At 69.5% G+C, this 13,964-nt stretch carries 13 protein-coding genes and 1 pseudogene; 4 read left to right on the top strand and 10 right to left on the bottom strand.

Annotation, left to right across the window (positions count from 1 at the left end; genetic code table 11):
* Genes AB0I77_RS39700 through AB0I77_RS39690 form a run of 3 tightly spaced genes read right to left on the bottom strand, consistent with a single transcriptional unit; the run spans position 1 to position 2,228 of the window.
* The gene (locus tag AB0I77_RS39700; protein ID WP_363287681.1) at positions 1-807 is read right to left on the bottom strand and encodes an acetoacetate decarboxylase family protein; all 807 of its coding nucleotides are present in this window, start codon (positions 805-807) and stop codon (positions 1-3) included.
* Positions 808-819: 12 nt separating this feature from the next.
* The gene (locus tag AB0I77_RS39695) at positions 820-2,034 is read right to left on the bottom strand and encodes an FAD-dependent oxidoreductase (RefSeq protein WP_363287680.1); all 1,215 of its coding nucleotides are present in this window, start codon (positions 2,032-2,034) and stop codon (positions 820-822) included.
* 5 nt (positions 2,035-2,039) lie between these two features.
* Complete coding sequence (locus AB0I77_RS39690; RefSeq protein WP_363287679.1) at positions 2,040-2,228, bottom strand: ferredoxin; 189 nt, start codon at positions 2,226-2,228, stop codon at positions 2,040-2,042.
* A 381-nt stretch (positions 2,229-2,609) separates the two neighbouring features.
* Here AB0I77_RS39690 and AB0I77_RS39685 point away from each other — a divergent pair, with 381 nt between their 5' ends.
* Both AB0I77_RS39685 and AB0I77_RS39680 read left to right on the top strand, forming a co-directional pair.
* Positions 2,610-3,965 carry a glutamine synthetase family protein gene (locus tag AB0I77_RS39685; RefSeq protein ID WP_363287678.1) on the top strand — a complete coding sequence of 452 codons (1,356 nt, stop codon included), beginning with the start codon at positions 2,610-2,612 and terminating at the stop codon, positions 3,963-3,965.
* Positions 3,966-3,986: 21 nt separating this feature from the next.
* Positions 3,987-5,285: a cytochrome P450 gene (locus AB0I77_RS39680; RefSeq protein WP_363287677.1), complete on the top strand. Its 1,299-nt coding sequence runs from the start codon at positions 3,987-3,989 to the stop codon at positions 5,283-5,285.
* 129 nt (positions 5,286-5,414) lie between these two features.
* Here the strand turns inward: AB0I77_RS39680 and AB0I77_RS39675 are convergent, their stop codons facing one another.
* Positions 5,415-5,840: a hypothetical protein gene (locus AB0I77_RS39675; protein ID WP_363287676.1), complete on the bottom strand. Its 426-nt coding sequence runs from the start codon at positions 5,838-5,840 to the stop codon at positions 5,415-5,417.
* 10 nt (positions 5,841-5,850) lie between these two features.
* Here AB0I77_RS39675 and AB0I77_RS39670 point away from each other — a divergent pair, with 10 nt between their 5' ends.
* Positions 5,851-6,201 (top strand): hypothetical protein, encoded by a 351-nt coding sequence (locus AB0I77_RS39670; protein WP_363287675.1) that lies wholly within the window; start codon positions 5,851-5,853, stop codon positions 6,199-6,201.
* 125 nt (positions 6,202-6,326) lie between these two features.
* Positions 6,327-8,849, top strand: a complete 2,523-nt coding sequence (locus AB0I77_RS39665; protein WP_363287674.1) for a SpoIIE family protein phosphatase — start codon at positions 6,327-6,329, stop codon at positions 8,847-8,849.
* Here AB0I77_RS39665 and AB0I77_RS39660 read toward each other — a convergent pair.
* From AB0I77_RS39660 to AB0I77_RS39635, 6 genes and pseudogenes are all read right to left on the bottom strand, one after another.
* Complete coding sequence (locus tag AB0I77_RS39660) at positions 8,766-9,257, bottom strand: dienelactone hydrolase family protein (RefSeq protein ID WP_363287673.1); 492 nt, start codon at positions 9,255-9,257, stop codon at positions 8,766-8,768. The two genes, AB0I77_RS39665 and AB0I77_RS39660, sit on opposite strands and share 84 nt — an antisense overlap.
* 115 nt (positions 9,258-9,372) lie before the next feature.
* A pseudogene (locus AB0I77_RS39655) lies at positions 9,373-9,558 on the bottom strand (hypothetical protein); the annotation flags it as partial.
* A 63-nt stretch (positions 9,559-9,621) separates the two neighbouring features.
* Positions 9,622-10,536 carry an SDR family NAD(P)-dependent oxidoreductase gene (locus AB0I77_RS39650; protein ID WP_363287672.1) on the bottom strand — a complete coding sequence of 305 codons (915 nt, stop codon included), beginning with the start codon at positions 10,534-10,536 and terminating at the stop codon, positions 9,622-9,624.
* Positions 10,533-11,783 carry a cytochrome P450 gene (locus tag AB0I77_RS39645; protein ID WP_363287671.1) on the bottom strand — a complete coding sequence of 417 codons (1,251 nt, stop codon included), beginning with the start codon at positions 11,781-11,783 and terminating at the stop codon, positions 10,533-10,535. Before AB0I77_RS39645 ends, AB0I77_RS39650 begins: the two co-directional genes overlap by 4 nt.
* Before the next feature lie 36 nt (positions 11,784-11,819).
* Positions 11,820-13,307, bottom strand: coding sequence for an FAD-dependent oxidoreductase (locus AB0I77_RS39640; protein ID WP_363287670.1), 1,488 nt, complete (start codon positions 13,305-13,307; stop codon positions 11,820-11,822).
* Entirely contained in the window at positions 13,304-13,930 is a 627-nt protein-coding gene (locus AB0I77_RS39635; protein WP_363287669.1) for a TetR/AcrR family transcriptional regulator, read from the bottom strand. The genes AB0I77_RS39640 and AB0I77_RS39635 overlap by 4 nt, the downstream gene beginning before the upstream one ends.
* Positions 13,931-13,964 lie beyond the last annotated feature (34 nt).

The raw sequence follows: 13,964 nt of genomic DNA, 5'->3' as shown, positions 1-13,964 counted from the left end.
TTACTCGGCCTCGGAGGTGCCGGACTCCAGCAGTCGGCCGCCGTCCCAGACGACGCCCACCTGCCGGTAGTACGCGGCGATCGGCTCCCGGATCTCCAGCCGGGCCAGCTCCTCGGTCGGCGCCTCGAACAGCTCCAGTTCCGCGTCGCCGACCCACGGTTGTCCGGCCTCGACGGAGGCGGCGCCGGTCTCGATCAACTCGTCGAGCGCGAGGCCCTTGCCGTTCTCGATGGAGGGCAGCCAGCGGTGGTGGGCCATCGGGTGGCCGTTGACGAAGCCGTTGTTCGCGGACGGCTCGCGCAGGGTCACCACCGTCTGGGCCAGGCGTCGGTCGGCAGCGGCGAGGGTCGCGCCGAAGCGGGCGCCGGCCTCGATGCGCGGGGCCGGACCGTAGGGGTGCGGGCGCGTCTGGTGGATCGAACCGAGCTTCTTCGGGTAGCCCTGGTGCAGCCCGCGGGCGATCGCGAAGTCCTTGTCGACCCAGATATAGACGCAGCGCGAGTACGTCTGCCCCTGGTACGAGCAGCGGACGACCGCGAAGGCCTCCTTGTACTGGGCGCGCACCGGGTCCAGCAGCTCCTCCTTCGTACCGGAGCAGGACTGCCAGTCGGCCCAGATCAGCGCGACGGCGCCCGGGTCCTCCTCGGCGAGTTCCAGCGGTGCGGGCAGCAACTCCCGTACGCGTGCGGGATCGGTGCGGTACTCGATCGTGAGCAGGTCGCCGGAGTAGTGCCAGGGCGGCGAGGGGATGAGGGACGACGATCCGGTCGCCGTCTTGGGGTGGAAGTAACCACGGACGCTGGCCATGACGTTGGTTCCTTACGCGGTGAGGGCGGGCTGCTTGAGCAACTGGGCGCGGTAGCGGGCGGCGCCGGTGGCGACGGCTGGGCCGCCGAGGGCGACGACGCCGACGAGCTGCCCGCCCTCGGTGTGGTAGCCGACGAGCATGTCGCCGCCCGGATCGCCGTCCAGGACGCGGATGTCGGCGAGGCCGAGCACAGGGGAACCGAAGGACTGCAACCGAAAGTCGTGCTGGTCGCTCCAGAAGGTCGGCAGCGGCGCGAACGGCGCCAACTCGGCTTGCACACCCGTGAGATGAGCCATCAGCGCCTTGGCCGCATGCTTCGCCGTGTCGCCGGGCATCGACCAGTGCTCGACCCGGCGCGGTACGCCGTCGTAGCGGGCGTTGGGGAAGCGGGCGACGTCGCCGACCGCGACGACGTACGGCAGTCCGCCGACCCGCAGCTGCTCGTCCGTGAGCACACCGTCGGTGAGGTCGAGACCGTTGCCGTCGAGCCACTCGGTGTTGGCGACGGAGCCGACCGACTCCACGACCACATCGGCCGGGAGCACTGTCCCGTCGCTCAGTACGACCCCGGTGACGTGCTCCTCGCCCTCGAACCCGGAGACGCCCGCATCGAGAGCGAAGCGCACGCCGCGCTCCTCGTGCCGCCCCAGCAGGGCGCGGGCCGGCAGCTCGCCGAGCGGTCCGACCATGGGCAGCGGCAGCGGGTCGACCACGGTGACGTCCGTGACGCCGAGACCGACCGCCGTGGCGGCCACCTCGCAGCCGATGAACCCGGCACCGATGACGACGACCCGGGCGCCCGGCCGGGTCAGCTCGGCGCGCAGGGCCTGTGCGTCACCGAGAGTCCGTACGGTGTGACGGCCGACTGCGGGGCCCTGGCAGCGCAGGCGCCGGGGACGCATGCCCGTGGCCACGACCAGTCCGTCGAAGGGCAGCTCTTCGCCGCTGTCGAGCACGACGACCCGCTCGGCGAGGCGGGCGCTCGTGACGCTCGTCCCGAGCCGCCACTCCACGTCGGCCGCGCTCGCCTTGGGAGTGAAGGCCAGGGACTCGAAGGGCGCCTTCCCGGCCAGTACTTCCTTGGACAGAGGCGGCCGGTTGTACGGCATGTGCGGCTCGTCACCGATCACGGTGATCGCGCCGGTCCACCCGGCGCCGCGGAGTTGTTCGGCCGCGCGCAGGCCGCCCATGGAGGCCCCGGCGACGATGACGCGCTGCGTCGTCATGCCGCTCAGTCCTCGATCCGGATGGCCTGGAGCGGACAGACGTCGGCGGCTTCCTCGACCTCGTCGCGCAGGGTGTCGTCCGCGTCGCTGACGTAGGCCAGCCGTCCGTTGTCGTCCAGCTGGAAGACGTCGGGGGCCGCGAAGACGCACTGTCCGTGGTCCTGGCACTTGTTCATGTCGACGACGACCTTCATGGCCGGTCCTCCTGGAAGGTGAGTGCGCCGGGGCGGGCGGGAGAGGCGGGCGGGAGAGAGGGGGAAGCAGCGGGATGGGAGGGCCCGGCCTGTGGCCGGGCCCCTGGCCAAAGGGGTACGGGAGAACCGAACCCCTGACTCGTTTGGCTTCAAACAACATAGGAAGCCGCCACGCTCTGGTCAATACCTATCCGGATGGATAAATTCATTGCCGCACCCCCTTGCGGGAAGGCGGCCATCTCCATACCGTTTGGCTTCAAATGATTGACCGGGGCTTCACGACCGCGGCATCGCCCGGCGCCCCGGCTCCAGTCTTCGCTCCGCCACCCTCCCCCGGGCCCGAGGCCCGAGAGGTGCCCCGAATCCGCCGAGGAGACATCGGTGAGCGCTCACGACACCCCATCCGTCCGCCGGCACCAGGAGCGGCTCGCCGCCGAGGGCATCGACGTGGTCCGGGTGACCTACCCCGACCTCATCGGCACCGACCGTGCCCGCGACGTGCTGCTCGACCACCTGCCGTCGGCCTGCGAGCACGGCCTGGCCTTCTGCCGCGCCGTCTACCACACCACCCCGCGCGGCGGCGTCGTCGCGATCCAGGGCGGCATCGATGCCGGCCTGCCCGACATCTCCGTGCGACCGGATCTGAGCACCCTCGCACGGGTGCCCTGGGAGCCAGGCGTGGCGTGGTGTCTAGGTGACACCATCAACCCCGCGACCGGCGGCCCCTCCGCGGAGTCGCCGCGCGATCTGCTGCACTCGGTACTGGCCCGATGTACGGACGCGGGCCTGCGCCCGGTCATCGGCCCGGAACTGGAGTACTTCCTCCTCGAAGAGGACGCCACCGCACCGAACGGGTGGCGGCGCAGCCCCGCCGTCACCGGAGCCGTCTACACCGCCGGCCTGCGCGCCGACCCCGACAACCACCTGCTGCGTACCCTGCGGCAGCTGCGCGACCTCGGCATCGGCGTCATCACCGGCAACCACGAGTTCGACGGCGGCCAGTACGAGATCAACCTGACCCACTCCGATGCCCTGGACGCCGCTGACCGGGCCTTCCGCTTCAAGGCCGCTGTCAAGGAACTGGCGCGTAAGGAAGGCAAGTTGGCCACCTTCATGGCCAAGCCCTTCAACGACTCGGGCGGCTCCGGCTTCCACCTGCACTTCTCCTGCGTCGATGCCGACGGCCGCAACGTCTTCGACGACCCGGCCGGCGCCTTCGGTCTCTCCGACAACGCCCGGTACGCCATGGCCGGCATCCTCGCGCACGCCCCGGCGCTCGCCGCGCTGCTCAACCCGACCGTCAACTCGTACAAGCGCTTCGGGCCCGGCACCCTCGCGCCCTGGCTGATCAACTGGGGCCTGGACAACCGAAGCGCCATGGTCCGCATCCCGCCCGAGCGCGGCTTTGGCACCCGCCTGGAGCTACGGCTCGGCGACGCCAGCGCCAACCCGTATCTGGCGATCGCCGCGCTCACCGCCGCCGCCCTGCTCGGCGTCCAGGAGGGCAAGGAGCCGCCCGCACCGCTGGAGGGCTACGGCTACGACCCGGCGAAGTCCCAGGTCCTCCCGATGAACCTGACCGCCGCGCTCGACGCCCTCGAAGCCGACGAAGCGCTCACCGACCTGCTGGGCAAGGACTTCACCGCGTCCTTCCTCGCCTACAAGCGCGACGAGGCCGAACGCTTCCAACGACATGTCACCGACTGGGAGTTCGCCGAGTACTCCTACCACCTCTGAGCACCCCGCCAGGAGCACACCATGACGAGCGCCCTGAACACCGCCGACACCCACCACGCCCCCGACGACCCGATGCCGCTGCACGAAATCGACCTCGCCGACAACGACAAGTTCCTCGACGGCGTCACCCCCTGGCGCATGTTCCACACGCTGCGCCATCAAGACCCGGTCCACTGGCAGCCGGAGCCCGAGCCCAACCACGGGTTCTGGGCCGTCACCCGGCACGAGGACATCGCCCGCGTGGGACGCGACGCGCAGACGTTCACCTCCACCAAGTTCGTCAACCTCGAAGAACTCGACGACGACCAGATCAAGAAGCGCGCCTCCATCCTGGAACTGGACGGCGTACGCCATCGCGCGATGCGCAGCCTGCTTCAGCGCCAGTTCGGCCAGGGCGTCATCAACGAGTACGCCGACTTCCTGCGCGGCCTGACCGCCAGGACGCTGGACGCGGCCCTGGCCAAGGGCACGTTCGACTTCGTCGCCGACGTCTCCGCCGACTTCCCCATCAACGTCCTCGCCCGCCTCCTCGACGTCCCCCCGGAGGACAACCAGCAGCTCATCGACTGGGGCAACCGCATTATCGGCAACACGGACCCCGACTACGCCGATGTCCTCCTCCACAGCGAGGAGAGCGAGCAGTACAAGGATCTGCCCTTCCGCAGCCCGGCCTCGCTGGAGGTCTTCGAGTACGGACGGGAGTTGGTCCGCCGGCGGCGTGGCCGCACCGGCACCGACCTCATCTCCAGGCTCATCAACCAGACCCCGCGCGACGGCGTGCCGCTCTCCGCGCAGGACTTCGACAACTACTTCCTGCTGCTGGTCGTGGCCGGCAACGAGACCACCCGCCACACCATCTCGCACTCCATGCTGGCTCTCATCCAGCACCCCGAACAGCTGGCCAGGCTCCAGGAAGACCCCTCCCTCATCCCGGTCGCCGTCGAGGAGTTCCTGCGCTGGGCCACGCCCGTCTACCACTTCCGCCGCACCGCGACACGCGACGTCGAACTCGGCGGCAAGCAGGTGAAGGAGGGCGACAAGGTCGTCATGTGGTACGCCTCCGGCAACCGCGACGAAGAGGTCTTCGGCAACCCGTACGACTTCGACGTCACCCGCCAGCACAACGACCACCTCACCTTCGGCAAGGGCGGCCCCCACCTGTGCCTGGGCAACCTGCTCGCCCGCACCGAGATCCGCATCATGTTCGAGGAACTGATCCCGCGCCTGGCCGGCATCCGCCTCGCCGGCGACGTCCCCCGGGTCCGCTCCAACTTCGTCAACGGCATCAAGAAACTGCCGGTCGAGGTCACCCTCGCCTGACGGCCCGTACACAGAACCGCCTTGCCGATCAGGGTCATATCGTGGGTGGCCCGGTAGGACCAGTCACGCAGCAGTTCCCAGTCCAGTTCCCGCGTCTTCTCGTCCAGCGCGTAGGCGTTCGGGCGCGGATCACGGATGCCGACATCCGCCTCGCCGGCGCAGATAGCCGACGAAAGGCGCCGCCGGCATGCCGGCCGGGGGCTTCTGCGGATTCTCGAACCGCCCGCTGGTGTTGATCGTGGCCGAGGTGACCCTGACGGAGCCGAGATGGGCGATCGTCTTCTCGATCACCTCCGCAGTACAGCGTTTGTCGACGTCCGCCGCTCTCATCGGCTCGTCCGTCGAAACCCAGCGGGTCAGTCCCCGCTTGACCAGCCGAACGGAAACACTCATCGCGGTAAGCCCTCTCTCGGGGATGAAATCGGATTGCCGGACGCCCTGGGGAAGGGCCTTCTCGGCCTTTCCTAAATGGCGCGTCTCGGCGACGGCCGACAAATACCGCAGATGCCTGAGTCCCACCGAAACGACCACGATATCAATAGCCCCCTGGGTCAACCCTGGGGAAATGTCCGGGGCGCAACGCCAGCGGCGTGCGCACCGAGGACGAGGGCCTTACTTCATTCAGCACGGCTACTGGCTCGACACCCTGCCGGCGCCGCGTCGGGCAGAGCGCGGCCTCGAGGCATTCGCCCCGATCCGCCGGCTGCCCACTGTGGAGGCGATCAACGAGCCGGGCTTCTGGCCGTGGCAGGACATCTACGCCAACGCCCTGATGATGACCGGCCGCCTCGACGAGGCCGAGGCGTTCCTCACGCCGCACGAGGAGCTCGCCGCCCAGCGCGCCCACCGCTCCGCGGCTGTGAGACCGAGGTTCGTTCTTCGGGTTGCCCGTCGCGCACGCACTCAAGCCCCCTGACGACCGCGTAGGCCGCCGTCACATCGATCCATCGCCGGTTTTATTAGGATTCGAGGAGGTTTGCGAGCCCATTGCGAACTACGGTGATGACAGCAAGCTCGGGAGACAAGGCCACGGGAGGCGACGTGTCGGCTCATTCTGCCGGGCGCGGCAGCCGTGCCGAGGGGCTTGACCCCGTACGACTGGCGTTGCTGGCGTCCGCCGCCGAGGGGCTGTCCAACACCGAGGCCCTCGAGCTCGCCCTGCACCAGGCGACCGCCGGCCTGGGAGCCCTGGGCGGTCTCATGCACCGGTGCGATTCCGAAGGCGGACCATTGCGTCTGGTCGCGGTCAGTGGCCTTGCCCCCAGAACCGCCGAACGCTGGGCCGCCATCCCGGTGGCCGAGGACGTCCCACCCGCGTGTGCCGTGCGCCGCGCCGGCTATGTCTGGCTCGACGCGGACAGCTTGGGAATCGGGGCCGACGGCATCGCGTCCGTGCCGCTGCCCGGCCGGAACGGGCCCGTCGGCGCACTGTCCGTTTGCACAGGGGAGCCCGGCGAGCCGGAACCGGCACGGCGATCCCTCCTGCACTCGGTGGCGGAGTGGGCCGCGGGGCACCTGGACGCAGTCCCCGCTCTCGCTCCGACCGCGGCGCGAGATCCGCGGGATGGGGTCGCCCGAACCCTCGACGCCATGAGCGACGCCTTCGTGGCGGTCGACGGCGACTGGCGTATCACCTTTCTCAACAAGGTGGCTGAGCGTGTCCTCGGCATTGACCGGACAGCCATCGGGAGCGTTCTGTGGGACGTTTCCGCCAGCCACGTGCCTGGCCTGGAAGCACAGTGCCGAAGAGCGTCCGCCGAGAGAACACCGGTCAACTTCGATCTTCGCTGGCCCGCTGATCAGCGTTTCTACCAAACACGGCTGGTCCCTTTGGGGAGCGGAGGACTGACGATCTCCTTCGCCGACGTCACCGAGCTGCGGCTGCGCGAAGCCGGGCGCACGGCCGAAGAGCGGTCCGCGGCCGGGCGAACGGCGCGCATGGGTCACCTGACCGTCGCGCTCACCGAAGCAGTGTCGTCCAAGGACGTGGTCCGGGCCGTCGCGGAGCATGTCCTGCCGCCGTTCGGTGCCGACGGGCTTGTCGTCGAAACCCTGGAGGGCGGGCGCGTGCACGTGGTCGACTCCGTCGGGTACACGGCGGACTTCCTTCGCTCGATCGACGGAGTGCCGCTGGCCGCCAACACCGCGGTCACCGACGCCCTGCGCACCCGTACGCCCAGTTTCATCGAGTCCACGGCGGAGTTCATCCAGCGCTACCCGAACTTGGAGGGCCTGACAACCGGGTCCACCAAACACGCATGGGCGTTCCTCCCACTCATCGCGTCCGGTCACGCCATCGGCTGCTGCGTCGTCTCCTTCGCCCGACCGCGCTCCTTCAGCGAGGGGGAACGCACCCTGCTGACCGCTGTCAGCGGTCTGGTCGCACAGGCCCTGGAGCGAGCCCGTCTCTACGACGCCGAGCACACGCGCGCGCAACGACTCCAGCGTGACCTGCTCCCCAGGACGCTGCCCGACCTGCCCGCCGTCGCCGCCGCCGCCCGCTACCTGCCCTCAGGCCGGGGCAGCAGCGTGGGCGGGGACTGGTACGACGTGATCCCGCTCTCCTCCGACAGGGTCGCCATGGTGATCGGCGACGTCATGGGGCACGGCATCTCCGAGGCCGCGACCATGGGACGGTTGCGTACCGCTGTCCGTACTCTCGCCGATCTGGAACTGGAACCCGACGAACTGCTCGGCCATCTCAGCGAGATCGTCGGCGACCTGGGTGAGGACTACTACGCCACGTGCTCCTACGCCGTCTACGACCCGGTCACCCGGGTCTGTTCGCTGGCCCTGGCCGGGCATCTCCCGCCCGTCATCGTCCATGCGGACGGTACGGTCCACTCCCCCGACCTGTCTGTCAACCCACCTCTGGGCGCCGCGGACCCCCCCTTCGAGGTCCATGAACTGCACCTGCCGGAGGAGAGTCTCCTGGTGTTCTGCACAGACGGTCTCGTGGAGTCCGCCGACCGGGCCGTCGATCAAGGGCTGGCAGAACTGCGGTACTTCCTCGAGAAGGCCATGGCTGGCAGGTCGTACTTCTCGGCCGACTCCAGGGACGAGGCCTCACGCCGGCTCGACGCCCTTTGCGACGACATCGTCTCGGCCCTTCTGCCCCACCGCGAGCGGACGAACGACGACGCGGCCCTGCTCATCGCCCAGACCCGGAGCACGCCCGTCGGCGACATCGCCTCGTACAGCCTGTCGGTGGACCCCCGGGCGGCAGGCCAGGCCCGCCAGTACGTTCGCGCGCAGCTGGCCGCCTGGGGGCTGGAGGAGCTCGAAATGACGACTGAGTTGCTGGTGAGTGAGTTGGTCGGCAATGTGGTTCGCCACGCCAAGGGCCCCGTACGCCTGCGTCTGCTGCGCAGCCAGTCGTTGATCTGCGAGGTCTACGACGGCAGCCTTACCACCCCGCGCATCCGGCGCGCAGGTCACACCGATGAGGGCGGCCGGGGTCTGTGCCTGGTGGCCGCGCTCTCACGACGCTGGGGCACGCGTTTCCTCGGCGAGGGCAAATGCATCTGGACCGAGCAGGACCTCCCTGCGGGAACCCTCTCGTGAGGACTTGAAACCGGCGAGGTCCACTTGGGCTGCCGGGTGGTTCAGGTGAGTGTCGAAGAATGCCTCGATGCGTTGCCATGCGTCGGTGGCGGCTTCTGGGTCGGGTCCGATGCCTGCGACGCGGAGCAGTGGGTGTGCCGGGCGTGGGCCGAATTGCGTGTCGTTGAGGAAGCCGTGGCCTGCCTGGGGGTACTCCTTCACGTCGCGTATGACGTCGAGCCGGTCCAGGGCGGAGTCGAGCCTGGCCGCTGCTCCCTTGAGTTGTCGGTCGCGTCCTCCGTAGCTGGCGACGATGGGACAGGCGTCGGCCAGGGCTGTGTCCATGCCCTTGGGGGGTTGCCCATAGTTGGCGGAGGCGGCGTCGAAGATTCCGCTGCCTGCCGCCATGAGGGCGAAGGAGCCGCCCATGCAGAAATGTCCTGGTAAGCGCGGCCCGCATGGTGGGTATCAGGCAGCGCCGTTTGCCTCCGTCGGTATAGAGGTCGGGCATCAGGGTCAGGTATCCGGCGCTTGCGAGCCGCCGCGCCTGTCGGAGCATCTCGTCATTGGTGCCGAGGACCTCATGCACGAGGACGACACCGGGCCATGGGCCGGGTCCGTCCGGCCGGACGAGAAGCCCGGTCAGCCGTTGGGAACCGCCGGCCGGGGCGCGAGGTGGGTCAGGGTGACGGAAACGGGATCTGGAACGGCATCCTCCGGACGACGACATGCCGGCGGCGCGGAGCTTGTCGTCATGGCGCAGATGCGAGGCGACGGTCGCCGCACGACCGGATCACGGGATGAGTCCGGCCTCCTCGATCAGAGAACCGGGGACGTGGTAGCCATCCTGGTCACGGATTCGACCGATGTGCTTCCGCACGTCGTCGACGGTGGCGAGGGGCTCGTCGGCGGCGACGTGCCAGCCCTCGGTGACTCCCATGAAGGCGCGGGCGTAGCGGCCTCGGGCGATGGAGAAGACTTCGTGGGTGTAGGGATTTTCCTCGCTGGCCAAATAGGCGACCATCGCGGTGATCATTTCGGGCTCGGTGTGCGCCGGGGTGGTGGGTAGGCCCGCCATCATGTCCGGGTTCATGTCCGCGCCCATCCGGCTCTGGGCCATCGGCAGAATGGTGTTGACCTGGATGCCGTGGGGGGCGCCTTCGAGAGCCACCACGTTGGCCAGTCCCAGGACGGCTCCCTTGGCCGCGCCGTAGTTCGCCTGCTCGGGATTGCCGAAGATTCCGGAGGCGGAGGAGGTGAACACGATCCGGCCGTAGCCCTTGTCGCGCATCACGGCGAAGGTGGGCTGGGTGACGTAGAAGGCGCCCTTGACGTGTACGGCGAGCAAGGCCTCGATCGAATCGGGGGTGAGCTCGGTGAAGGGGGCGTTGCGGATGTTGCCCGCGTTGTTGATCAGAATGTCCACGGTCCCGAAGGCATCGAGAGCGGTCTGAACGATGGCCTTGCCGCCCTCTGGGGTGGCGACCGAGTCGTAGTTCGCGACGGCTTGGCCCCCCGCGCCGACGATCTCCTTGACGACCTGGTCGGCCATGGAGGTGCCCCCGCCGGTACCCGCGATGGTGCCGCCCAGGTCGTTGACGACCACCTGGGCGCCGCGCGAGGCGAGGGCGAGCGCGTGCGCTCGCCCCAGACCGCCGCCGGCGCCGGTCACGATGGCGACCCTTCCCTTGAACGAGATTCCGTTCACTTTGAGATCACTTCCTCACTGTCGTAGGGGCGGACGTCATCCACGGTGAGCCGCAGGGCCGACGGGCCGCGCAGGTCGGGCATCGGGCGGTAGGGCGGCGGGTCCTGCGACAAGCGGGGGTTGACCAGGCGCCCGGTCAGCTCGCGCACCGCGATCTGGCCCTCCATGCGGCCGAGTCCGGCCCCGAAGCAGAAGTGGATGCCGGCGCCGAAGCTGAGATGGCTGGTGTCGGGGCGGGTGATGTCGAAGGTGTCCGGGTCGGGGAAGCGGCGCGGGTCCCGGTTGGCCGCGGCGAGGGCGAGGATGACCGAGGAGCCTTTGGGGATGGTGTGGTCGCCGAGGGTGATGTCGTCGACGGCGACACGTGGCCGCAGGTGCACGGAGGGCTCCAGGCGCAGGGTCTCCTCGATGGCACCGTCGGCGAGGGAGGGGTCGGCCTGGAGGCGAGCCAGCTGCTCGGGGTGGCGTAGCAGCAGGAGCATGCTGTTGGTGATGAGGTTGACGGTGGTCTCGTGGCCGCCGACGAAGAGCATCGTGGCGGTGCTGAGCAGCTCCGGCACGGTCATCGGGCTGCCCGGGCCGTCGTCGTGGATCATCCGGGACAATATGTCCTGGCCCGGCGTCTTGCGAAGCCGCTCGATGTGGGCAAGGAAGTACTTGGCCAGTTCCTGCGCGGCATGGTTCCTGACCGCGGCGGCCTGCGGGTCACGCGGGTCGACCAGGAACTCCGGGCCGGCGGCCGACTCCTCGCCGAGAGAGCTGAGCGTGTCGGCGTCCTCGAGCGGAACGCCCAGGAGGTGGCAGGCCACGCGGACGGGGATCGGGTAGGAGAACTCCGAAACCAGGTCGAACTCGGTGCGCCCGGTCAGGTGGTCGATGTGGTCGCGGATGAGCTCTTCCACCATCGGCCGCAGGCTCTCGACGAAGCCCGGGCGTGCGGGCGGGCCGAAGTGGCGCTGGGCGATGCCGCGCAGCTGGTCGTGCGCGGGGTTGTCCCGCAGGAGGAACGGCGTAGGGGTACCGGGGGCCGGGGCGTTGGCACCGATCCGGCTGTCCGGGGTGGCCTTGCCGCCGTCGGAGGAGATACGCGGGTCGCGCAGCAGTGCACTGACCTCGTCGTATCCGCTGATGACGTAGGTTCCGTCGTCCTGGAGGGAGACCGGTTCCTTGCGCAACTCGGCGTAGACAGGCCAGGGGTGAGGGCGGCTGTCGGTGTGAAGAACCTGCTTGAACAGGGTGGACGCCATGGGGGGCCACTCACTTTCGGTGTGGGGGGGGTGTGGTCAGCGGACCGGCCGAAGGATGCGGGAAGTGTTCTCGTCGCAGGCGACGAACTCGGCCGGGAACGGCGCGCCTTGGCGGACGAGGGATTCGTAGTAGTGCAGGTAACGCCCGTTGTCGAAGGTGACCGCGGCGACGGTGCGGTCTTCGCGTCCGTACAGCACGCTGAAGGAGCCCTGGCCGAGGGCGCCCTGGACCACCGCGATCCGGTCGGCGATGCCGGGGTGGCCGACGCCCTTGATGTTCACGCCGAACTGGCTGGACCAGAAGGCCGGCAGCTCGGTGTGGGGGATCGGATCCTGGTCGGGGCGGCGCGTGATGTTGTGGGCGACCGTGCGGGCCTGTGTGACGGCGTTGCCCCAGTGCTCCACCGACAGCCGGCGGTCCGGGAGGAGGGGATGCGGTGCGGCGGCGACATCGCCGGCGACGTACACGTCGGGCAGGGGCTGCCCGACGTGGTCGAGAGCGCGGCACTGGTCGTCGCAGTGCACCCCGCCGCTGTCCGACCGTACGGCAGAGCCGTCCAGCCATTCGACGTTGCGCAGGGCGCCGAGTGCGACGACGGCCAGGTCCGCGTCGACGGTGTCGCCGTCCGACAGCACGATCCGCCGCAGCGCTCCGGTCTCGTCCGCCACGAAACGCTCGACGGTGGTCCCCAGCCGCAGGTCCACGCCCCTGTTCCGGGCCAGGTCCGCCACCACGCCACCCATCACGCTTCCCAACGGTCCCTGCAACGGCGTGGCCTGTGCCTCGATGAGCGTGACGTCGAGCCCGAGTTCGCGGCAGCCGGAGGCCAGTTCGCCACCGAGGAAGCCGGCGCCGATGACGGCGACGCGACGGGGCGGACGTGCCAGGCGCCGCTGGAGTTCCTCGGCGTCGTCGCGGGTGCGGACGGTGAGGACGCCGTCGATGCCGTCGGCGGCGCCGCCGGGGAAGGGACGGGCCCGGGTGCCGGTGGCGATGACCAGGGCGTCGTAGCCGACCGTGCCGCCGTCCGCCAGCCGGACCAGACGGTGGTCCGTGTCCAGCCCCGTCGCAGGGACACCCAACCGGAAGTGCGCGTCCAGGGACTGGGTGACCGGCAGTTCGAGGCGGTCGGGCGGCAGCTTCTCGCTCACGCACGCCTTGGTCAGCGGAGGCCGGTCGTAGGGGCGATGGGGCTCATCACCGATGAGGGTCAGCCGTCCGGAGAAGCCGTCCTCGCGCAGGGCCTCGGCGGTCTGCAACCCGGCGAGCGAGGCGCCGACGATGACCACGTGGCGACCCGCTTCCACGCTGGGCGTGTGGGGTCCCTCCGCGTTGTCCATGCCGACGGTGATGGCGCGCACAGGGCAGGCCAGTGCGGCGCGGTGCACCGCGTCCCGCATCTCGTCGGGCGGGTTCGGTACGTAGGTCAGAGCCTCCAGGCCATGCAGGGTGAAGGCGGAGGGAGCTGCGAACACGCACTGGCCGTAACCCTCGCAACGGTTCAGGTCGACACTTATCTTCACCGGGCGCCTCCGCTCTGCCGGGGCGTGAGCACGGGGAGCAGTACCCGGTCCACCAAGCTCTCCACGAACGCGGCATCGACCTGGCCGTCGGCGACCAGGATCTGATGCAGGGTCGCGGCCCGCGTGAGATCCGCCAGCAGAACGGGATCCGCGTCTTCGCCGACCTCGCCGCGTTCCCTGGCCCAGCCCAGGACGGTCTCCGCCAGACGGGCGTGGTGCAGGCGGACGAGTTCCTTGGCCATGCGTCCGACGCCGCCGTCGTCGGACGCGGCGACCAGCAGGCCGGAGATGTACCTGGCTGAAGACTGCGCCTGCGGTTCGCCGGTCGGCGCCAGGTTGTGCAGCAGATCACCGCGCAACGATCCCGTGGCGGTCACGTGGGCCGACTGGTCGACAACCCGCAATGCGGCCCGGCGCAGCGCAGCGGCCATCAGTTCGTCCTTGTTCGCCCACCGGCGGTACATCGTTTTCGTGCTGGCCTTGGCCCGCTCGCACACGGCGGTCAGGGTCAGCCGCTCGTAGCCGACCTCGGAGAGCAGCTCCAACGTCGCGTCCAACAGCGCGGCTTCGCGGTGGACGTCCATCGGGCGGCCTGGCGGTTTGGCTGAGGTCGGCGGGGTCATGGATGGCTCCTGGATTTCGGAAACGACATGGGTT

It is taken from the genome of Streptomyces sp. NPDC050619 (genome assembly GCF_040654815.1).
GTDB lineage: Bacteria > Actinomycetota > Actinomycetes > Streptomycetales > Streptomycetaceae > Streptomyces.
The sequence above is the reverse complement of the archived record's forward strand: the minus strand, read 5'-3'. Positions and strand labels throughout refer to the sequence as shown.